The following is an 18,387-nucleotide window of genomic DNA, read 5'->3' on the forward strand; positions in this document are numbered from 1 at the left end:
CCTAATCGAAATAGACGTCCCGCTGGCGGTGGCTGAAGCGCATGCCGGCATCCACATAGATGGTCTGTCCGGTGATGCTGCCGGACTGGAGCAGATAGCAGACGGCGCCCGCCACCTCCTCCGCCGTGGGGCCGTGGCCCAGCGGGGTCTGGCTGTGCAGCCGCTCGTAATCCGCCTGGGACTGGCCGGGTGCGGGCAAGGTGTAGCCGGGCGCAACGGCATTGACCCGCAGGCGCGGCGCGCAGGAGCGGGCCAGCGTCTCGGTCGCGCCCTGCAAGGCGAACTTGGACAGGGTGTAGGCCAGGTGGTCGCCATAGGGGGCGGCCAGCTTCTGGTCCAGGATGTTGACCACGCAGCCCGCCATGCCCTCCGGCAGGCCGGCCAGCAGATGCTTGGTCAACAGCACGGGGGCCAGGGCGTTGGGCATCATGTGGCGGGTGAAGGCTTCCGCGCTGATCGTTGATATATCGTCCCATTCGAAGATCGAGGCGCTGTTGACCAGGGCGGTCAGGGGCTGGCCGAGAGCCTCGGCCGCGGCAGGGACGATGGATTCGGCGGCGGCGGGGTCGGAGAGGTCGCCGGCGACCGTGGCGGCGTGGATGCCGTGGCGGCGGAGGTCATGGGCCAGGGAGTCTGCCTCATCCCCGCTGGAGCGGTAATGGATTACGACGTTCCAGCCATCGGCGGCGGCGCGCTCGGCCACCTTGCGGCCGATGCGCTTGGCCCCGCCGGTGACCAGTACGGCATTGCTCATTCCGTCCTCCCGGATATGTCGGCTCATCTCTGCGGTTCCGGCCGCTCGGCCACGGCCGTCTCCGATGGCCCGTCGCCATGTGGCTGGCCGGCGACCTCCACCCGCACATGGCGGACCCGCGGGTCCAGCGCCATGCAGCGATCCGCGACCAGTCCGGCAACATCCTCCAGCCCGGCGAACTCGGCATCCCCGCCGATTTCGGCGCCGATCAGGCGGACGATCCGGCCATAATCCAGGGTCTCGTGGATCACGCTCTCCTCCGTGAAGCGCTCCGGCCCCTGGAAGGCCATGACCACGCTGACGAGCAGGGGCACCGGACCTGACCGGGCATCCCGAAGCCGGGCCGCGACCCGCACGCCCGTGACGTGGATGTGGAACAGGCTGGACACGTATCGGCACCCCGATGGCTGCGGTGGGCTGATAGCAGTCTAACCCGGCTTCGCAGCAGGTCCACCACTTGCCATCGGGACATGCTATCCATTTTCCCAGGCATGTGGTTCGGCAAGGGTATGGCGGAGATGCGGATCAGGGCTTTTCTGGCCGGCGCAGTCCTGGCGTTGGCGGCGGTTTTGCCGGCGGGAGCCAAGGAGCGGCTGGTGTTCATGACCGACTGGATGCCCCAGGCGGAGCATGGCGGCTTCTATCAGGCGCTGGCCACCGGGCTCTACGAGGAACGGGGACTGGAGGTGGTGCTGCGGCCCGGCGGGGTGGGCATGGACCCCCAGACGCTGCTGGCGGCCGGGGCGGTGGACGGGGCCATGGGCTCCTCCGGCTTCTTCGTGCTGAACCTGGCGGAGGTGGGGGCGCCGGTGGTGACCGTGGCGGCCCTGTTCCAGAAGGACCCCACCATCCTGATGAGCCACCCGCGCGACGATGTGAAGAGCCTGGCCGACATGAAGGGCAAGCCGATCATGATCGGCGATCCCAGCGTGAACACCGTCTGGCGCTGGCTGAAATCCCGCTACGGGTTCGAGGACCGGCAGATCCGGAAGTACAGCTTCAACATCGCTCCCTTCCTCATTGATAAGTCAGCGATCCAGCAGGGCTATGCCACGTCGGAGCCATATACGGCGACCAAGGCCGGGGTGACGCCGCAGGTGTTCCTGCTGGCCGATAACGGGTTCCTCAGCTACTCCGCAATGATCATGCTCCGCCGCGACATCGTGGAAAAGCGGCCCGAGGTGGCGAGGGCCTTCGTCGAGGCCAGCATCGAGGGCTGGTACAGCTATCTCCATGGTGATCCTTCGCCGGCCAATGATCTGATCCGGAGGGCGAATCCGGAGATGGACCAAGCCACGCTGGATTATGCCCGCGCCAGGATGGTCGAATACGGGATCGTGGACAGCGGCGATGCCGACAGGCTCGGCATCGGTGCGATGACCGAGGCGCGCTGGCAGGCCTTCACGGATGAGATGAAGGGCCTCGGCCTCTACCCGGCCGGGCTGGACTGGCGCCAAGCGGTCGACTTCCGCTTCGTCAACCAGGCGCATGGCAAGGAGATCCGGCCCTGAGCGGAACCGACGACATGCTGCTGCGGCTGAGCGGGGTGGGACTATCCTACCCCGGCGGCACCCGCGCGCTCGAGGGCGTGGATCTGGCCGTGCGGCGCGGCGAGTTCCTGAGCCTGCTGGGATCATCGGGATGCGGCAAGAGCACGCTGCTGCGGATCGTGGCAGGGCTGATGCAACCCACGGACGGACGGGTCGAGTGGGCGGAGCAGCCGGGGCCGGGCGGCATCGGCTTCGTGTTCCAGGAGCCGACGCTGATGCCCTGGGCGACGGTGGCCGCCAATGTGCGCCTGCCGCTGGACCTTGCCAAGGTGGACCGGCGGGCGGCGGACAGCCGGGTCGCCGGATTGCTGGAACAGGTCGGCCTGCAAGAGTTTTCAGTGGCTTACCCGCGGGAGCTGTCGGGTGGGATGAGGATGCGGGCGGCGCTGGCGCGTGCCTTGGTGACGGGGCCGAGGGTGCTGCTGCTGGACGAACCCTTCGCGGCGCTCGATGAGATCACGCGCTTCAGGCTCAACGACGATCTTCTCGATCTCTGGCAAACCACCGGGATCACGGCGATTTTCGTGACCCACAGCGTGTTCGAGAGCGCCTATCTCTCCGGCCGCGTCGCGGTGATGGCTCCCAGACCGGGGCGGGTGGCGGCGGAAATGGCGGTGGAACTGCCTTATCCGCGGACGCCTGGGATGCGGACCGGGGCGGCATTCGGGGCGGCCTGCCGGGAAATCTCGGCGGTGCTGGAGGGGGCGGCGTGATGACGGGGCGGATGCCGGGATTTCTTCTGCCGCTGCTCGTGGCCGTCCTGGTGCTGGGTGCGTGGGAACTACTGGTCCGGATGCGGGAGGTGCCGGTTTTCGTGCTGCCGCCGCCCTCCGCCATCTGGGCGGCGCTGGTGGCGGATGCCCCGGTGCTGGGCGCGTCGCTGTGGCTGACGCTGACGGTGACCCTGCAGGCCTTCGCCCTGGCGGTGGTCAGCGGGATGGCGCTGGCGGTGCTGTTCAGTCAGAGCCGGACGGTGGCGGCGGCGCTGTATCCCTATGCCGTGGCGTTGCAGGTGACGCCCGTGGTGGCCATCGCCCCCCTGGTCGTCATCTGGGTGGGGTACGAGCGGGTGGACATCGCCCTGCTCATCCTGGCCTGGTTGGTGGCGTTCTTTCCGATCCTGTCCAACACCACGCTGGGATTGACCTCCGTCGATCCGAACCTGCGGGACCTGTTCCGGCTGTACGGCGCCAGCCGGTGGCAGGTGCTGTGGCGGCTACAGCTTCCTGCGGCGCTGCCCTACCTGCTGGCCGGGATGAAGGTGTCGGGCGGGCTGGCGCTGATCGGGGCGGTGGTGGCGGAGTTCGTGGCCGGGTCGGGGACCGCGTCCGGGCTGGCCTGGAGGATCGTGGAATCGGGCCACCGGCTGAACATCCCGCGCATGTTCGCCGCCCTGCTGCTGCTGTCGCTCACCGGCATCGCGATCTTCGCCGTGTTGGCCTGGGTGCAGCGGATGCTGCTCCGCCGCTGGCATGAGAGCGAGCAGGGGCGGAGTTGAGTTGCCGGAGGCCGCGAAACCGCGCGTCGGGTGCAGGGGCGCGCAAACTCGGGCGCGGGTTCAATCCTCGTACCGGGCGAGGCTGATGGACGGCACGTCCAGCTTGCCGCGCCCGTTCAGGAAGGACAGTTCGATGATGAAGGCGGCGGCGCGCACATCGGCGCCCATCTTGCGGAGAAGGGCGATGGAGGCGGCCATTGTCCCGCCGGTGGCGAGCAGATCGTCCAGCACCACGACGCGCTGGCCGGGGCGGACGATATCCTCCTGCACCTCGACCGTGTCGGTGCCGTACTCCAGCTCGTAGGTGTAGCTGACGGTGCGGCCGGGCAGCTTGCCCTTCTTGCGCACCATGGCGAAGCCCACCCCGAGTTCCAGCGCCAGGGGCGCTGCGGCCAGGAAGCCGCGGGATTCGATCCCCACCAGCATGTCCGGCTTGTGCGGGGCCACGGCCTCCGCCAACTGGTGGACGGTGTGCTTCCAGGCGTCGGCATGGGCCAGCAGGGTGGAGATATCGTAGAACAGGATGCCCGGCTTCGGAAAGTCAGGCACGGTGCGGATGTGCTGGCGGATATCCATCGTCTGGAACCGATCCTGGTTTGTCTTGAGGCGGACATGCCGACCTCCGGTCTAAACAGGGAGTGGCGGCAAAAAGCCCCCGGCTGTTGACCGGTCTTGTCCCTTCCTGTCAAGTGAACGCTGATCAGCAATCATAGCGGATGGGGCATGCGCGCGGAAAAAGCCTGGGTCGAGACCGCCTGGGACGGCGACCAATGGGTGCTCACGGCCGGCGGCCGGTGGGACCTTGCCGCTGTACAGGCGCTTCAGGAGCGGCTGCGCGCTACGGGACCCGAACGCCGCGCCGCGCCGGTCTGCATCGACGTGTCCGGGCTTTCGGCGCTGGACACTGCCGGCGCGCTGCTGATCGAGGACACGGCGGAGCGGCTGCGGGGACAGGGCCACGACGTCGAGATCGCCGGGGCACGCCCGGATCTGGAAACCCTGCTGACGGAGGTACGGCGCGCCGCCCAACGTCCCGTGGTCGAGGCATCGGGGCGTCAGCCCGGAATGGACCTGCTGGAAAGGGTGGGGAAGGCCACCTACGGCATCGGGCGCGAAGCCGCGAGCATGTTGAACTTCCTCGGCCTCGTCTCGGCAACGACGGCCCGGCTTGCCGTTCGACCACTGCGGTTTCGTTTGACACCCTTCGTCTTCCACCTGGAGCAGGTGGGGTTGAACGCGATGCCCATTGTTGGGCTTCTGTCCTTCCTGATCGGGGTGGTGTTGGCGTTCCAGGGGGCCGACCAACTCCGCCAGTTCGGGGCGGAGATCTTCGTGGTCAACCTGCTGGGCATCTCCATCCTGCGGGAGATCGGGGTCTTGATGACCTCGATCATCGTCGCCGGACGCTCCGGCTCCGCCTTTACGGCGCAGATTGGCACGATGAAGGTCAATCAGGAGGTGGATGCGATCCAGACGCTGGGGCTGGACCCGGTCGAGTTGCTGGTCATTCCGCGCCTGCTGGCCTTGATGCTGGCGCTTCCTCTTCTATCCTTCTTCGCCAGCGCCATGGGGCTGCTTGGCGGGGCGCTGATGTCCTATTTCGCCTTGGGCATTAACCTCGGCCAATTCCTGACCCAGCTCCAACTGGCCGTGGAAGCCAAGGAACTCTTTGTCGGGCTGGTCAAGGCGCCGGTTTTCGCGGTCGTCATTGCGCTTGTCGGCTGTTACGAGGGTCTGCGCGTGTCCGGCAGCGCGGAAAGCGTCGGCCTGCTCACCACCCGCTCGGTGGTCGTGTCCATTTTCCTGGTGATTGTCCTTGATGCCCTCTTCTCCATCCTTTTCTCCTATCTCGGCGTCTGACGCGCCGGACCCCGCGGCGGGCGCGTCCGCTCCGGTGATCCGGGTGCGGGGGCTGCATACCCGATTCGGGCCGCAGACCGTGCATGCCGGGGTGGACCTTGATGTCCATAAGGGGGAAGTTCTGGGCCTTGTCGGCGGTTCGGGCACCGGCAAGTCGGTGCTGCTGCGGGAGATTGTGGGCCTGATCCGCCCGACCGCTGGCAACATCGAGGTGCTGGGCCGCGGGACGCAGAAACTGTCCGCCCGCGGCTGGGTGGAGCTTCAGTCCCGGTGGGGGGTGCTGTTCCAGGACGGGGCGCTGTTCAGCTCGCTGACTGTCCTCGAGAACGTGATGGTTCCGTTGCGGGAGCATACGAAGCTTCCACCCGACATGATGCGTCGGATCGCGGAGGTGAAAGTGGCCATGACGGGCCTTCCGCCGGACGCGGGTTCGAAATTTCCAAGCCAGCTTTCCGGCGGCATGCGGAAGCGAGCGGGCCTCGCGCGGGCACTCGCCCTGGACCCCGAAATCCTGTTCCTGGACGAACCCACCGCCGGGCTGGACCCGATCGGAGCGGCGGCCTTCGACGATTTGATTGGGAACCTCAAGGCGAGTCTGGGACTTACCGTGTTCATGGTGACCCATGACCTCGACAGCCTGTACGCAATCTGCGACCGTGTCGCCGTCCTCATCGACAAAAGACTAATCGTGGGCACCATAGACAGCCTTCTCCAGGAAGAGCACCCGTGGATCCAGGACTACTTCCTGGGCCCGCGCGGCCGTGCCGCGGCGAAAGGGTGAATCCGGGTATGGAGACCAAGGCCAGCTATACGATTGTCGGCGCCTTCGTCCTGGCGCTGTTCGCGGCGCTGTTCGTTTTCGTGGTCTGGCTGGCGCGGGTCCAGCTGACCGAAACGACGCAGCCCTACAACATCTACTTCACCGGAACCGTGACGGGACTGGTGGAAGGCAGCCCGGTGCGCTACCGCGGCGTTGCCGTCGGCACCGTGACCGACATCCGGATCGACCCGGACAATGTGGAACGGGTGCAGGTGACGGTGGAAGTGCCGGAGGACACGCCGATCAAGACCGATGCTGTCGCCACGCTGGAGCCGGTCGGCGTAACCGGCGGCGTCTATGTGGAAATCCAGGGCGGCACCCGTGGCGCTCCTCTTCTTGCCGAGGTCGCGGACGGGACTCCCGTGATCGCCTCTCGCCCCAGCTCCATCGCCGAAGTGCTGGAGGGGGCGCCGGTGCTGCTGACCAATCTCACGGAGATTTCCGAGAGGCTGTCCAATCTGCTCAACGAGCAGAACCAACAGGCGGTGGGCCAGATCCTGGGCAATCTCGCATCGGCAAGCGGCGAGGTGACCTCCACCGCCCGCAACGCCAGCGAGATGGTCTCCGAGCTGCGGCTGGAGATCGCTCGGCTCAGCAAGCAGGCGAACACATTGCTCGCCAATGCCAACGGGGCGGTGGAGGTGGTCGGGGGCAATGTGGAGCAGGTCACCACCGATCTCGCGGCGACCACGGAGGAGCTGCGGTCGCTGATGTCCTCGCTGCAGGACACGTCCGCCGAGATCAACGCCATACTGGCTGAGAACCGGGAGCCGATCCGGGATTTCACCGGAACCGCCCTCTACGATTTCGGACAGTTGCTGGTGAACATGCAGGATCTGGTGAACAATCTCGCCCGCGTGACCACGCGACTGGAGCGGGACCCGTCCGAGCTGCTGTTCGGGACGAATCAGAAAGGCGTGAGGGTGGAATGACCGGAAAACGAGCCGGAACGCCGGCCGGGGTGCCGGAAGGAACGCGCATGCTCAGTCGGCGGAACCTCCTGGCCGCGACCGCCTCAACCCCTTTGATGCTGACGGGGTGTGCCGGCCGCCTGCTGAACTCGGGCGAAGCTCCGCGCCTGTTCAGCCTGAGCCCGGCTACAGAGTTCACGGCCGGGCTGCCGCGGGTCGAGTGGCAGTTGCTGGTGGAGACGCCGCTAGCCCACTCCGGGATCGATTCGACGCGGATCGCGCTGCTCCAGGCCAGTAACGAACTGAACTACTATTCGAACGCCAACTGGATCGATACCGCGCCGGAGATGGTGCAGCAGTTCCTGGTGGAGAGCTTCGAGAACACGAACCGAATCGTCTCCGTCGGGCGTGAGGCGACGGGGCTCCGCTCTGACTTCGTGCTGAAGACCGATCTGCGCGACTTTCAGGCGGAGTATGGCAGCGGGGACATATCCTCCACCGCGCCAACAGTGCATGTGCGTCTGGCCTGCAAGCTGGTGCGCATGCCACGCCGCAACATTGTCGCCAGCGATACCTTCACCGCGCGGGTTCGGGCCGACAGTTCCCGTCTGGTGGACATCATCGCCGCGTTCGACAATGCGCTGGAGGCCGCGATGCGGCGTGCTGTGGAGTGGACTTTGCGGCAGGGCGCAAGCAATGTGCAGACGGACCCGCTGCCCCAGCAGCCCGCCGTCTGACCTACAGGTTCGAGAAGAATGGTTTCCCGCCGCAGTTTCCTCAGCGGTGCCGCCGCCGCATACGCCTCCCTGGCCGGCGTCGCAGCCGCGCAGCCCGCCCCCAAGCCACCCATTGCACAGCCCGCGCCGGAACTGCCTGCGGAAGCGGCTGCTCCAGCCGACGCTCCGCGAATGCTGGTCATCGGGACGGGACGGGTCACCGGCGTCTATTTCCCCACGGGGGGAGCGATCTGCCGTGTGTTGAACCGCCAGACTGCAAGCCATGGCCTTCGGTGCGTGGTCGAGCCGACCGACGGGTCGATGGAGAACATCGCAGCGTTGAGGGCCGGCCGGCTTGATCTGGCGCTTGTACAGTCCGACTGGCAGCAGGCCGCTGTGGCGGGGACCGGCATATATGAGAGCGCTGGGCCTTTCGGGAACCTGCGCGCGGTTGCCAGCCTGCACAGCGACACCGTCACCGTACTGGTGCGGCCGGATCAGGCGGTCGGGAGCTTCGCCGATCTGAAGGGTAAGCGGATCAATCTCGGCCCCACCGGGTCGGCCCTGCGCCAACTGGCCGAAAAGGTCGTAGCGGCGCATGGGTTCGGCATTGGAGATTTCAGCGCAGTGGGCGACATGGTGCCAGACCGCCAGGTTGAGGCGCTCTGCGACGGGAGCATCGACGCGGCAATGTTCGTCGTTGGGCATCCGAATGGCGCTGTGCGGGACGCCATGGTGGGGTGTGGAGCCCGGCCGCTGGCACTGGATGCGGCGGCGATCGACAAGCTGGTAGCTGACGGATCGCCGCTGGTGCGCACGGTGGTGCCGGCGCGGCTCTACCCGACGATGGAGGAGGATATCGCAACGGTCGGAATGGCGGCAACCTTGGTCACGACCGCCGCGCTGTCGGAGGATACGGTATTTGCGCTCACCCAGGCCCTGTTCACGGGACTGGAAGAGTTGCGGGGCGAGCATCCGGCGCTCGAACCCTTGGAAGCCGCCCGCATGGTTGTGGATGGGCTCACCGCGCCGCTGCACCAGGGCGCTGAGCGCTATTTCCGGGAATCGGGGCTGCGGTCCTGATGTGACAAGAGGCTCCGGCGGATGGATTCCGCTGTTTCCTGGCTGGCGCGGCCTTTCCAACCTTCGGGGTCGCATCTACTTTCATGCCAAGGTGTTATTCCCTTGGGGCAGGACCCTGGATGCTGAACGGCACGCTTGATCTGGAAGACCTGCCGCCGGAGGAGCTGGAGGCGTTGGCTGAGGCCGCGCGCGAGGTGATGCTGTGCACCCGCGTTCTGGCGAAGACCGGAGACAATGTGGTCGGCGAAGTCCTTCGGGACGCCGGACCCATGTCCGACTGGCAGCACTACCCGCCGGACGACATCTATGATTCGGAATATCACGCCCAGTACTACTACCATGCCCATCCGCCGGAGGAGCGGGTGGCAGGAGAGCATGGGCATTTCCACACCTTCCTGCGCCCGCTGGGCATGCCCGAAGGAATAAAGCCGGTCGCCCTGCCGGACCTCCAGCCCGACACCAATGGAAACGATGCGCTCTCGCATCTGATCGGCATCTCGATGGACAGGTCAGGGCGTCCTATCCGGCTGTTCACCACCAACCGCTGGGTGACGGGAGAGACCTGGTACGCCGCGACCGATGTTGTTCGCATGCTGGACGGCTTCGTGGTCGACCATGCCCGGCCGAGCTGGCCGTTGAACCGCTGGATCACGGCCGTGGTGCGCATCTACCGTCCGGTGATCCTGGATTTGCTGCGTCTGCGGGATGAGCGGATCGCGGCATGGCAGACCGCCCATCCCGACGTCTATGTGTACGAGGATCGCCGCCTGGAGGTGACGTCGGAGGCGGACATCTCCTTGGACGAGCAGGTCCAGCGCGTGGAGCTGGCGCTCCGCCGGCAGCGCCGCCGGCTACGCGAGTCGCGTGCAGCCGACTAGTTCGCGCGTACGGTGTACCAATTTTGGCTTTCGGAAATTCGCGCACTCTGTCCTAAATAAGGGGGGAGTGCCGATACGGCCGGTGGAATAGTGCCACCAGCGGGTGTCGCGCAAAGGTAGGCAGGCGTCCATCCCATGGCCGATACACTGACACAGCAGGATGTTCAGAACCTGCTGCTGGACCCATCGCCGGAGAACCGGGCGGCAATGGCGGCGAAGCTGGGAAAAAGCTTCGACGGGCAGGAGCTGTCCACATCCGAACGGGTGCTGGCGGAGGACATCGTCCGCATCATGGCTAAGGATGTCGCGGCGAAGGTGCGCGCTGCCCTGGCCGAAAGCCTGAAGGCGAGCGCGACCTTGCCTCGCGATGTGGCTCTGATGCTGGCGCGCGACGTGGAATCCGTCTCGCTGCCATTCATCGAGGTGTCCTCCGTCCTGACGGAGGAGGACCTGATCGAAATCATTCGGAGCGGATCGTCCCAGAAGCAGACGGCCGTCGCCAGACGTCCCGATGTGACGGAAGGCGTGGCGGAGGAGTTGGCCGAGCGCGGTGACGAAGCGGCGGTCGCCGCACTGATGTCCAATGAGGCGGCGCCGGTGACTGCCAGGGCCATGGGCCGGGCGCTGGACCGCTTTCCCGCATCCGAATCGGTTCAAGCTCCGCTGGTCAACCGTGCCAAGCTCCCGGTAACTGTCGCGGAGCGTCTGGTGGCGCTGGTATCCGAGCAGCTGCGGGAGCGGTTGGTCGCGAAACACGAGCTTCCCTCGGACATCGCTGCGGACCTGGTGCTTCAGACCCGCGAGCGGGCAACCTACGGCCTGGTCGGCGGGGCGGGGGAGCGGGATCTGGAACGGCTGGTGGAGCAACTCCGCGTCAGCGGCAGGCTGTCGCCGTCTCTGCTGCTGCGGGCCTTGTGTATGGGCGACCTTCCATTCTTCGAGGTGGCGCTGGCGCAACTTGGCCGCATCCCAATCGTGAATGCACGGATGCTGATCCATGATGCCGGGCAGCTCGGACTGAAAAGCTTGAGCGAGAGAGCGGGTATCCCTGCGAAGCTCTATCCGGCGATCCGCATTGCGGTGGATGTCGCGCGGGAAACGGAGTTCGATGGCGGGGATCACGACTTGGAGCGGCATAGGCGACGGATGCTGGAACGCATCCTGACCCAGGTCGAAGAGATGGCCGGCGAAGATCTGGACTATCTGCTGAACAAGTTGAGCGACCTGACCCTCGCAGCCTGAGGGCTTACTCCATTTCACATGGTTGAGTGAAACGGCCCCGTCCGGGGCCGTTGTCATTTCCGGCTTCCGGAACCTTCGCGTGGGGTGCGGGGTTTTTCGCACCAGGATCACGTGACAATAACGGGGGCATGAGGAATGGCCGACGCGCGCACCGACAACAGCAATGAAGCGAACCGTCGGCCGGAGGAGATAGAGGAGGAGATCGGCGCCATCCGCGAGCGGCTGGGCCAGACGATCTCGGAGATCGAACGCCGGTTCCGGTCAGGCGATTCCCAAGGCGCCACTGCCGGCGTTTCGGCCGTTGCCCGGGAATTCACCAAATTCGACGCCAACGGGGAAATCCGGGCCTATGCGGAAGCGGCGCTGGATGCGACGCGGCGCAATCCGCTTCCCGCGCTGCTGATCGGTATCGGCGTCGCCTGGATCGCCTTCGACATGTTCCGCATGCGGCGGGAGCGGCAGGAGAACATGCTGTCCCGTGCCGATGCCCTTCTGCTGCTGGAGGATTTGACGGGCGTGGCGCGCCAGGGCGCCAAGGCGCTTCGGCAAGCCGCCATGGCGGTGGAGGATGGACCGCTGAGGGAAGCGCTGCGCCTTGCGTCCATGGACCGGGGCCACAGTGCCGCGCAGTTGCAGGACCAAGTGCAGGCCATGGGCTTGAATGCGGTCCACGGGAACACGCCGACCGGCGACCGGGTACATGCCTGGCAGCGGGTGGAAGACCTGTTGGGCGAAGGCAACGAGCTGGCCATCATGGAGGCGATAGAGATCGCCGAATTCGAGACGCTCGCCCGCTTCCATGACGCTCTTCAGCTTCCTCTGCCGGATGAGTTGCGGGTTGTGATCGGAAGCTGCTTCCACGAGGTGGAGGGAACGCACGCTCGTCTGTTGTCGATGCTCAATGCAGTGAGATGACAACAGGACGGGAACATGGCAGATCAGACCAACAGGCGGCCGGGCGGTCACCCGGCCGGCCATGAGCCGGGACGCGGTCGCTCCGCGGAACGTCCCAGCGACATCCCCAAGGCGGGATGGAAGGACATCCTGAAGCGGACCTGGTCGGAACAGTCGAAGGACAATGTATCCATCGTCGCCGCAGGCGTCGCCTTTCTGACCCTGCTGGCCCTTTTTCCAGCGATGTCCGCCATCGTCTCCATCTATGGCCTGGTCTCCGATCCACAGCACATCGAGCAGCAGGTCCAGTCCATGCAAGGGGTGCTGCCGCAACAGGCCCTGGACGTACTCCAGAGTCAGCTGCATTCGCTCGCAAGCCAAGCCGGCGGCGCGTTGAGCGTCGGCCTTATCGTCAGCCTGCTGATCGCACTCTGGTCGGCGGCGGGCGGCGTGCGGTCGCTGATGACTGCGCTCAACATCGTCTATGATGAGCAGGAAACCCGCGGGATGATCGCCTTCTACGGCACCGCGCTGGCTCTTACCCTCGGGCTGATCCTGCTGCTTTTCGTCATTATTGCCGTTGTCGTCATCGTACCGGCCATCCTCGGCTTCATAGGATTGGGTCAGGCGGCGGAGTGGTTGGTGCGCATTCTGCGCTGGCCGATCCTGGCGGTAGCCGTGGCGCTGGCCCTGGCCGTGCTTTACCGCTACGGGCCAAGCCGGGCCCGGCCGAAATGGCGCTGGGTGACGTGGGGAGCCGCCATCGCCACGGGGCTCTGGCTGCTTGGCTCCATCGCCTTCTCGATCTACATCACGAACTTCGCCGACTACAACGCCACCTACGGCTCATTGGGGGCCGGCATCGTGCTGCTGCTCTGGCTCTATCTCGGGGCGTACGCAGTGCTGCTGGGCGCGGAGATCGATGCGGAGATCGAGCACCAGACAAAGCGCGATACGACGACCCAACCTGAGAAGCCGATGGGAAGCCGGGGTGCCAAGATGGCCGATACGGTCGGTGAAAGCACCTGACCAAGTCCGGGCCGGGGCGGTACCGCCCCGGCTCGAAACGTGCATCAGGACGTCGTGATAGCCTGCGCTTTCACATAGGAGCCGGGGGCGTCCTCGATCGGCGTCAGCTTGCCGCTGCCGGGCACGCGGGCGGGAACCTTGTCGCCCGCGAACTTCTGAACCCACTTCGCATATTCCGGCCACCAGGAGCCCGGAACCTCCTTCGCTCCCTTCAGCCACTCCTCCGGGTCCTTGGGGCACTTCGTATTCAAGAAATGGCTATACTTGTTCGCCGAGGGTGGGTTCACCACACCGGCGATGTGGCCTGACGCCGCCAGCACGAACTTGACCGGTCCGCCATAGACCTGGGTGGCGGCATAGGTGGATTTCCACGGGGTGATGTGATCCTCCCGCGTCGACAGCATGAAGGTCGGAATTCTGATCGTGCGCAGGTCGATGGGCACGCCCTTGAGCGTGATACCACCGGGCTGCACCAGCAGGTTCTTCTGGTACATGTTGCGTAGATAGAAACTGTGCATGGCCGCTGGCATGCGGGTGCTGTCGCTGTTCCAGTACAGAAGGTCGAAGGGGAAGGGGTCTTTGCCCAGCAGGTAGTTGTTGACCACGAATGACCAGATCAGGTCGTTGGCGCGCAGCATGTTGAAGGTGGTCGCCATGGTCTGCCCCTCTAGATAGCCATGACAGCGCATCTTCCCCTCAATCGCGCCCAACTGCTCCTCGTCGATGAAGACCGACAGTTCGCCCGGTTCCGAGAAGTCGGTCAGGGTGACCAGATACATGGCGCTCTTGACCCGATCGTCGCCCTTGGCGCTCATGTAGGCGAGCGTGCTGGCCAGCAGGGTGCCGCCCAGGCAATAGCCGATGACGTTCGCCTCCCGCTCGCCCGTCGCGGCCTCCATGGCGTCGAGGGCGGCCAGCGGGCCCTCCACCATGTAGTCCTCAAAGGATTTATCGGACAGTTCCTCCCCAGGGTTCACCCAGGAGATGATGAAGACGGTGTGGCCCTGGTCGGTCAGCCACTTCACCAGACTGTTCTGCGGGCGCAGATCCAGGATGTAGAACTTGTTGATCCAGGGCGGGATGATGAGAAGCGGTCGCCGGTACTGCTGCTCCGTTGTCGGGTTGTACTGGATGAGCTGCATGAGGTCGTTCTGGAAAACGACCTTGCCCGGGGTGACGGCGATGTTCTCCCCGATCTTGAACTTCTTGTAGTCGGTCATGGAGATCGCGAGCTGGCCCTTGCCGCGCTCGAGGTCCTTCAACAGGTTCTCAAGACCCTTGACCAGATTCTCCCCGCCTGTTTCCAGCGTAGCGCGGAGGACCTGGGGATTGGTCATGACGAAGTTGCTGGGCGCCATCGCGTCCACGAACTGGCGGGTATAGAAATCCACCTTCCTGGCCGTCTTCTGGTCAAGCCCGTCCACCTCCTTGACCGTATGCTGCATCCAGCGGGCGGTCAGCAGGTAGGACTGTTTGATGAAGTCGAACAGCGTGTTCTCGTCCCAGGCCTGATCCTTGAATCGGCGGTCTTCCTTGGAGGGCCGGATCACCGGCTCGGCCTCGCCGCCCAACAGGCGCTGGGTGGTCCGCTGCCAGAGGGTCAGGTAGTCCTGCCACAGCGTGAACTGGGCCTGCATCAGCTTGGCCGGATCGGCCATCATGCGCGCCGTCATCTCCAGGAAGGCATTGCCGATGTTCAGGGGATCGGGCGATCCTGCCTCCCCATCCGCCGCTTGGCGTGACAGGAACTCGGTAACCAGCCGCTGGCTCTGCTCGGCAATGCGCGTCATGGCGCGCGACATTTCCACGGGGTCGGGGATCTTGAGGTCTGTTCCTGGCGTCTGGGACATGGACGTTTCCTCACAGCCTTGGTTCTATACGCTCGGAACCGGACCGCGCCGTCGGGGCGGTGCCATCTCCGTGCGCCGCCCGGTACTGCCACTGCGGCATGGCCCGGCGTCTTGCGGCCTTTCTTCTTTTAATACACGATCCGGCCATGCTTTACGATGAGACCTTGATCACCTTTCGGCGTAGGAGTACCCCCCTTTCTATCGTTAGGGGTGGTATTCTCCTTCTGGGACTCACGCTGTCCGGATGCGCCAACGTGCCGCTACCCGATATCGTCTTTGACGATGGGCCTTCGCCCGGCCGCGCGCCGGCTGCGGAGCTGGCGAACGCGGATGCTGTGCTGACGGGGCAGCGTCCTGTCCGCCGGGCCGATCCCAAAGGAACGGAAATTCCCAATCTCGCCAGCGTCCCGCCGCGCCCCACCGAGTTCTCCACGCCGGTGGAGCGCCAAGCTCTGCTCGACCGGCTGCGGGGAGAGCGGGACGAAGGAAGGTCGGTGGCCGAGACCCTGCGCGGGGATACGCCCGTACAATCTCCGCCCGCATCGCAGGCGCCTGCCGCACCAGCGGTGCCGAGTGGTCCGCCTCCCGTGCCCCAGCCGGTGACCCGCTGATCTTGCAGACCCTGGCGGCGTTGATGCAGGGCAAAATACTGTCGCCTGGGAGGCTTATGGGCGTTACATATTTCAACTCCATCCCCCTGGCTGAAATGTTCGTACCATGAGCGAGACAGAGTTCCACCGGATCAAGCGTCTGCCGACCTATGTTTTCGCGGAAGTGAACGCGATGAAGGCACGAGCCCGCGCCGCCGGTGAGGACATCATCGATCTGGGCATGGGCAACCCGGACCAGCCGCCGCCCAAGCACATCACCGACAAGCTGGTCGAAGCGGTGCAGAACCCGCGCACCCACCGCTACAGCCAGAGCCGGGGCATCCCCGGCCTGCGCAAGGCGATCAGCGCCTATTACAAGCGCCGCTTCGACGTGGACATCGATCCGGAGACGGAGGCTATCGTCACCATCGGGTCCAAAGAGGGGCTGGCCAACCTGGCGCAGGCCATCACCAGCCCGGGCGACGTGATCCTGGTCCCGAATCCCAGCTATCCCATCCACCCCTTCGGCTTCATGCTGGCCGGAGCGGCCTTGCGGCACATTCCGGTGGTGGACGGGCTGGACAATTTCGTGCGCGACCTGGAGCGGGCGATCCGCCATAGCGTGCCGAAGCCGACGGCGCTGATCGTCAGCTTCCCGGCCAACCCGACGACCCAGACGGTCACGCTGGATTTCTACCGGCCAATCGTCGAACTGTGCCTGCAGCACGGCATCTACATCCTGTCCGACATCGCCTATGCCGAGATTTATTTCGACGGCAATCCGCCGCCGTCGGTGCTCCAGATCCCGGAGGCGCGGGACATCACGGTTGAATTCAACAGCTTGTCCAAGACCTACAACATGCCGGGCTGGCGGGTCGGCTTCGGAGTCGGGTCCAAGAAGCTGATCGGCGCGTTGGCCAAGTTCAAAAGCTATGTGGATTACGGCGCCTTCACGCCCATCCAGGTGGCGGCGACCGCGGCGCTGAACGGGCCGCAGGACTGCGTGGTCGAAATCCGGAAGCTGTACAAGAATCGCCGCGACGTGCTGATCGAAGGGTTGGCTGCCGCCGGGTGGGACGTGCCGGCGCCGGCCGCGAGCATGTTCGTCTGGGCGCAGATTCCGGAGCGGTACCGGGACTTGGGCTCCCTGGAATTCGCCAAGCTGCTGATGCGGGAAGCCAAGGTCGCCGTCTCGCCGGGCATCGGGTTTGGCGAATATGGCGACGGACATGTCCGCTTTGCGTTGGTGGAAAATTCGCAGCGCATCCGGCAGGCTTGCCGTAACATCAAGGCTTTCCTCCAGGGTGCCCCCGCCGGGCAGCCGGTTCAGGTCAAGGCGGGGTAAGGACGAAGACATGGATCACACGGATAAATCGGCGCCGGTGCGCATCGGCATTGCAGGCCTGGGCACCGTCGGCGGCGGGCTGCTGCGCCTGCTGGATACGCAGGCGGAGTTGCTGGCCGGTCGTTGCGGACGCCGGCTGATCGTCACCGCGGTCAGCGCCCGCGACCGGAGCAAGGACCGCGGCGTCGATCTTTCGGCCGTGCGCTGGTACGAGGATGCGGCAGAACTGGCGACCGATCCCGATGTCGATGTGGTGGTCGAGCTGATCGGCGGCTCGGACGGCATCGCCAAGGCGACCGTCGAAGCAGCCCTTTCCAATGGCAAGCATGTGGTCACCGCCAACAAGGCGCTGATCGCCCATCATGGCACCGCGTTGGCCCGCATGGCGGAGGAGCGGGGGCTCTCTCTTGCCTATGAGGCGGCGGTGGCCGGCGGCATTCCGGCCATCAAGGGGCTGCGCGAAGGGCTGGCCGGCAACAGCATCCGTGAGGTTCACGGCATCCTGAACGGCACCTGCAACTACATCCTGACCGAGATGCGCACCACCGGCCGCGACTTCGCGGACGTTCTGGCCGATGCGCAGCGGCTTGGCTATGCCGAGGCGGACCCCAGCTTCGACATCGACGGGGTGGATGCCGCGCATAAGCTGGCGATCCTTACTGCCGTGGCTTTCGGCACGCAGGTGGACTTCCCCGCGATCCATGTGGAAGGCATCCGGCACGTTTCCGCCCTCGACATCGAATATGCGGACGAGCTGGGCTACCGCATCCGCCTGCTGGGTATCGCGCGGCGGACGGAACACGGGATCGAGCAGCGGGTGCATCCTTGCATGGTTCCGGTTGGAAGCCCCATCGGCGCAACCGATGGCGTGTTCAATGCCGTGGTCGCGGATGGCGACTTCGTGGACAAGGTCGTGCTGGTCGGCCGCGGCGCCGGCGCCGGGCCGACGGCATCCGCCGTTGCCGCCGATCTGGTCGATATCGCCCGCGGCCGACTCACCCCGACTTTCGCGGTTCCGGCCGACATGTTGACGGCCCCGACGCCGTCGCCGCTCGACCGGCGGCGCGGGCGCTACTATGTCCGGCTGATGGTGCTGGACCGGCCGGGCGTCATCGCCGATGTCGCCGCCGCGTTGCGCGACCAGAGCGTCTCCATGGAGGCCTTTCTTCAGCGCGGCCGCGCGCCTGGCGAGGCGGTGCCGGTCGTGCTGACCACCCATGAGACCGGCGAGGCCTCAATGCGCCGTGCGCTGGAGCGGATCGGCGCGCTTGACGCCGTGCTGGAGCCGCCGCGCATGATCCGCATCGAGGACTTCTGATCTCAGGCCGAATGGCCGAGTAGGCCGGTCAATGTGGATAGTCCCGAAA

At 65.6% G+C, this 18,387-nt stretch carries 19 protein-coding genes; 15 read left to right on the forward strand and 4 right to left on the reverse strand.

Annotated features, from left to right (window positions below):
- Position 1: 1 nt before the first annotated feature.
- Positions 2-781: an SDR family oxidoreductase gene (locus DOL89_RS05585; RefSeq protein ID WP_205574649.1), complete on the reverse strand. Its 780-nt coding sequence runs from the start codon at positions 779-781 to the stop codon at positions 2-4.
- On the reverse strand, positions 778-1,143 hold the full coding sequence (locus DOL89_RS05590) for a tunnelling fold family protein (protein WP_119678244.1): 366 nt from the start codon (positions 1,141-1,143) through the stop codon (positions 778-780). The genes DOL89_RS05585 and DOL89_RS05590 overlap by 4 nt, the downstream gene beginning before the upstream one ends.
- Positions 1,144-1,224: 81 nt before the next feature.
- On the opposite strand from DOL89_RS05590, the gene DOL89_RS05595 reads away from it, so the two are divergent.
- From DOL89_RS05595 to DOL89_RS05605, 3 genes are read left to right on the forward strand one after another with little or no spacing between them, the layout of a single operon-like run.
- Positions 1,225-2,265 (forward strand): ABC transporter substrate-binding protein, encoded by a 1,041-nt coding sequence (locus tag DOL89_RS05595; protein WP_225889910.1) that lies wholly within the window; start codon positions 1,225-1,227, stop codon positions 2,263-2,265.
- Between the two features lie 14 nt (positions 2,266-2,279).
- Positions 2,280-3,017, forward strand: a complete 738-nt coding sequence (locus tag DOL89_RS05600) for an ABC transporter ATP-binding protein (RefSeq protein WP_119678246.1) — start codon at positions 2,280-2,282, stop codon at positions 3,015-3,017.
- Between the two features lie 11 nt (positions 3,018-3,028).
- Positions 3,029-3,802: an ABC transporter permease gene (locus tag DOL89_RS05605; protein WP_225889911.1), complete on the forward strand. Its 774-nt coding sequence runs from the start codon at positions 3,029-3,031 to the stop codon at positions 3,800-3,802.
- A 60-nt stretch (positions 3,803-3,862) separates the two neighbouring features.
- Here DOL89_RS05605 and DOL89_RS05610 read toward each other — a convergent pair whose 3' ends face one another.
- The gene (locus tag DOL89_RS05610; protein ID WP_119678248.1) at positions 3,863-4,378 is read right to left on the reverse strand and encodes an adenine phosphoribosyltransferase; all 516 of its coding nucleotides are present in this window, start codon (positions 4,376-4,378) and stop codon (positions 3,863-3,865) included.
- Between the two features lie 147 nt (positions 4,379-4,525).
- Between DOL89_RS05610 and DOL89_RS05615 the strand changes: the two genes are divergently transcribed.
- The 9 genes from DOL89_RS05615 to DOL89_RS05655 all read left to right on the forward strand — a co-directional run bounded on the left by DOL89_RS05615 (position 4,526) and on the right by DOL89_RS05655 (position 13,235).
- Complete coding sequence (locus DOL89_RS05615; RefSeq protein ID WP_119678249.1) at positions 4,526-5,662, forward strand: MlaE family lipid ABC transporter permease subunit; 1,137 nt, start codon at positions 4,526-4,528, stop codon at positions 5,660-5,662.
- On the forward strand, positions 5,622-6,443 hold the full coding sequence (locus DOL89_RS05620) for an ABC transporter ATP-binding protein (RefSeq protein ID WP_119678250.1): 822 nt from the start codon (positions 5,622-5,624) through the stop codon (positions 6,441-6,443). The genes DOL89_RS05615 and DOL89_RS05620 overlap by 41 nt, the downstream gene beginning before the upstream one ends.
- An 8-nt stretch (positions 6,444-6,451) precedes the next feature.
- Positions 6,452-7,414 (forward strand): MlaD family protein, encoded by a 963-nt coding sequence (locus tag DOL89_RS05625; protein WP_119678251.1) that lies wholly within the window; start codon positions 6,452-6,454, stop codon positions 7,412-7,414.
- The gene (locus DOL89_RS05630; RefSeq protein WP_225889912.1) at positions 7,411-8,130 is read left to right on the forward strand and encodes an ABC-type transport auxiliary lipoprotein family protein; all 720 of its coding nucleotides are present in this window, start codon (positions 7,411-7,413) and stop codon (positions 8,128-8,130) included. The genes DOL89_RS05625 and DOL89_RS05630 overlap by 4 nt, the downstream gene beginning before the upstream one ends.
- A gap of 18 nt (positions 8,131-8,148) precedes the next feature.
- The gene (locus tag DOL89_RS05635) at positions 8,149-9,192 is read left to right on the forward strand and encodes a TAXI family TRAP transporter solute-binding subunit (protein WP_119678253.1); all 1,044 of its coding nucleotides are present in this window, start codon (positions 8,149-8,151) and stop codon (positions 9,190-9,192) included.
- A 119-nt stretch (positions 9,193-9,311) separates the two neighbouring features.
- Positions 9,312-10,070, forward strand: a complete 759-nt coding sequence (locus DOL89_RS05640) for a DUF6969 family protein (RefSeq protein WP_119678254.1) — start codon at positions 9,312-9,314, stop codon at positions 10,068-10,070.
- Between the two features lie 135 nt (positions 10,071-10,205).
- Complete coding sequence (locus DOL89_RS05645; RefSeq protein ID WP_119678255.1) at positions 10,206-11,312, forward strand: DUF2336 domain-containing protein; 1,107 nt, start codon at positions 10,206-10,208, stop codon at positions 11,310-11,312.
- A 135-nt stretch (positions 11,313-11,447) separates the two neighbouring features.
- On the forward strand, positions 11,448-12,227 hold the full coding sequence (locus DOL89_RS05650) for a DUF2383 domain-containing protein (protein ID WP_119678256.1): 780 nt from the start codon (positions 11,448-11,450) through the stop codon (positions 12,225-12,227).
- 15 nt (positions 12,228-12,242) lie between these two features.
- Positions 12,243-13,235, forward strand: coding sequence for a YihY/virulence factor BrkB family protein (locus DOL89_RS05655; protein ID WP_119678257.1), 993 nt, complete (start codon positions 12,243-12,245; stop codon positions 13,233-13,235).
- 44 nt (positions 13,236-13,279) lie between these two features.
- On the opposite strand, the gene DOL89_RS05660 is transcribed toward DOL89_RS05655, so the two are convergent.
- Positions 13,280-15,085, reverse strand: a complete 1,806-nt coding sequence (locus tag DOL89_RS05660) for a PHA/PHB synthase family protein (RefSeq protein ID WP_119678258.1) — start codon at positions 15,083-15,085, stop codon at positions 13,280-13,282.
- Between the two features lie 254 nt (positions 15,086-15,339).
- Here DOL89_RS05660 and DOL89_RS24750 point away from each other — a divergent pair, with 254 nt between their 5' ends.
- From DOL89_RS24750 to DOL89_RS05675, 3 genes are all read left to right on the forward strand, one after another.
- Positions 15,340-15,696, forward strand: coding sequence for a hypothetical protein (locus DOL89_RS24750; RefSeq protein ID WP_162937348.1), 357 nt, complete (start codon positions 15,340-15,342; stop codon positions 15,694-15,696).
- A gap of 106 nt (positions 15,697-15,802) precedes the next feature.
- Positions 15,803-17,020, forward strand: coding sequence for an LL-diaminopimelate aminotransferase (locus tag DOL89_RS05670; protein WP_119678260.1), 1,218 nt, complete (start codon positions 15,803-15,805; stop codon positions 17,018-17,020).
- Positions 17,021-17,030: 10 nt separating this feature from the next.
- A complete protein-coding gene (locus tag DOL89_RS05675; protein ID WP_119678261.1) occupies positions 17,031-18,338 on the forward strand; it encodes a homoserine dehydrogenase in 1,308 nt (435 codons plus the stop codon).
- The last annotated feature ends 49 nt before the right edge of the window (positions 18,339-18,387 follow it).

This window comes from Indioceanicola profundi (assembly GCF_003568845.1).
GTDB lineage: Bacteria > Pseudomonadota > Alphaproteobacteria > Azospirillales > Azospirillaceae > Indioceanicola > Indioceanicola profundi.

Excerpts from the sequence above, each read along its gene's own strand:
- DOL89_RS05585 (WP_205574649.1), bottom strand. The coding sequence starts at position 781 with ATGAGCCGACATATCCGGGAGGACGGAATGAGCAATGCCGTACTGGTC.
- DOL89_RS05595 (WP_225889910.1), top strand. The coding sequence starts at position 1,225 with ATGCTATCCATTTTCCCAGGCATGTGGTTCGGCAAGGGTATGGCGGAG.
- DOL89_RS05600 (WP_119678246.1), top strand. The coding sequence starts at position 2,280 with ATGCTGCTGCGGCTGAGCGGGGTGGGACTATCCTACCCCGGCGGCACC.
- DOL89_RS05605 (WP_225889911.1), top strand. The coding sequence starts at position 3,029 with ATGCCGGGATTTCTTCTGCCGCTGCTCGTGGCCGTCCTGGTGCTGGGT.
- DOL89_RS05610 (WP_119678248.1), bottom strand. The coding sequence starts at position 4,378 with ATGGATATCCGCCAGCACATCCGCACCGTGCCTGACTTTCCGAAGCCG.
- DOL89_RS05615 (WP_119678249.1), top strand. The coding sequence starts at position 4,526 with ATGCGCGCGGAAAAAGCCTGGGTCGAGACCGCCTGGGACGGCGACCAA.
- DOL89_RS05620 (WP_119678250.1), top strand. The coding sequence starts at position 5,622 with ATGCCCTCTTCTCCATCCTTTTCTCCTATCTCGGCGTCTGACGCGCCG.
- DOL89_RS05625 (WP_119678251.1), top strand. The coding sequence starts at position 6,452 with ATGGAGACCAAGGCCAGCTATACGATTGTCGGCGCCTTCGTCCTGGCG.
- DOL89_RS05630 (WP_225889912.1), top strand. The coding sequence starts at position 7,411 with ATGACCGGAAAACGAGCCGGAACGCCGGCCGGGGTGCCGGAAGGAACG.
- DOL89_RS05635 (WP_119678253.1), top strand. The coding sequence starts at position 8,149 with ATGGTTTCCCGCCGCAGTTTCCTCAGCGGTGCCGCCGCCGCATACGCC.
- DOL89_RS05640 (WP_119678254.1), top strand. The coding sequence starts at position 9,312 with ATGCTGAACGGCACGCTTGATCTGGAAGACCTGCCGCCGGAGGAGCTG.
- DOL89_RS05645 (WP_119678255.1), top strand. The coding sequence starts at position 10,206 with ATGGCCGATACACTGACACAGCAGGATGTTCAGAACCTGCTGCTGGAC.
- DOL89_RS05650 (WP_119678256.1), top strand. The coding sequence starts at position 11,448 with ATGGCCGACGCGCGCACCGACAACAGCAATGAAGCGAACCGTCGGCCG.
- DOL89_RS05655 (WP_119678257.1), top strand. The coding sequence starts at position 12,243 with ATGGCAGATCAGACCAACAGGCGGCCGGGCGGTCACCCGGCCGGCCAT.
- DOL89_RS05660 (WP_119678258.1), bottom strand. The coding sequence starts at position 15,085 with ATGTCCCAGACGCCAGGAACAGACCTCAAGATCCCCGACCCCGTGGAA.
- DOL89_RS05670 (WP_119678260.1), top strand. The coding sequence starts at position 15,803 with ATGAGCGAGACAGAGTTCCACCGGATCAAGCGTCTGCCGACCTATGTT.
- DOL89_RS05675 (WP_119678261.1), top strand. The coding sequence starts at position 17,031 with ATGGATCACACGGATAAATCGGCGCCGGTGCGCATCGGCATTGCAGGC.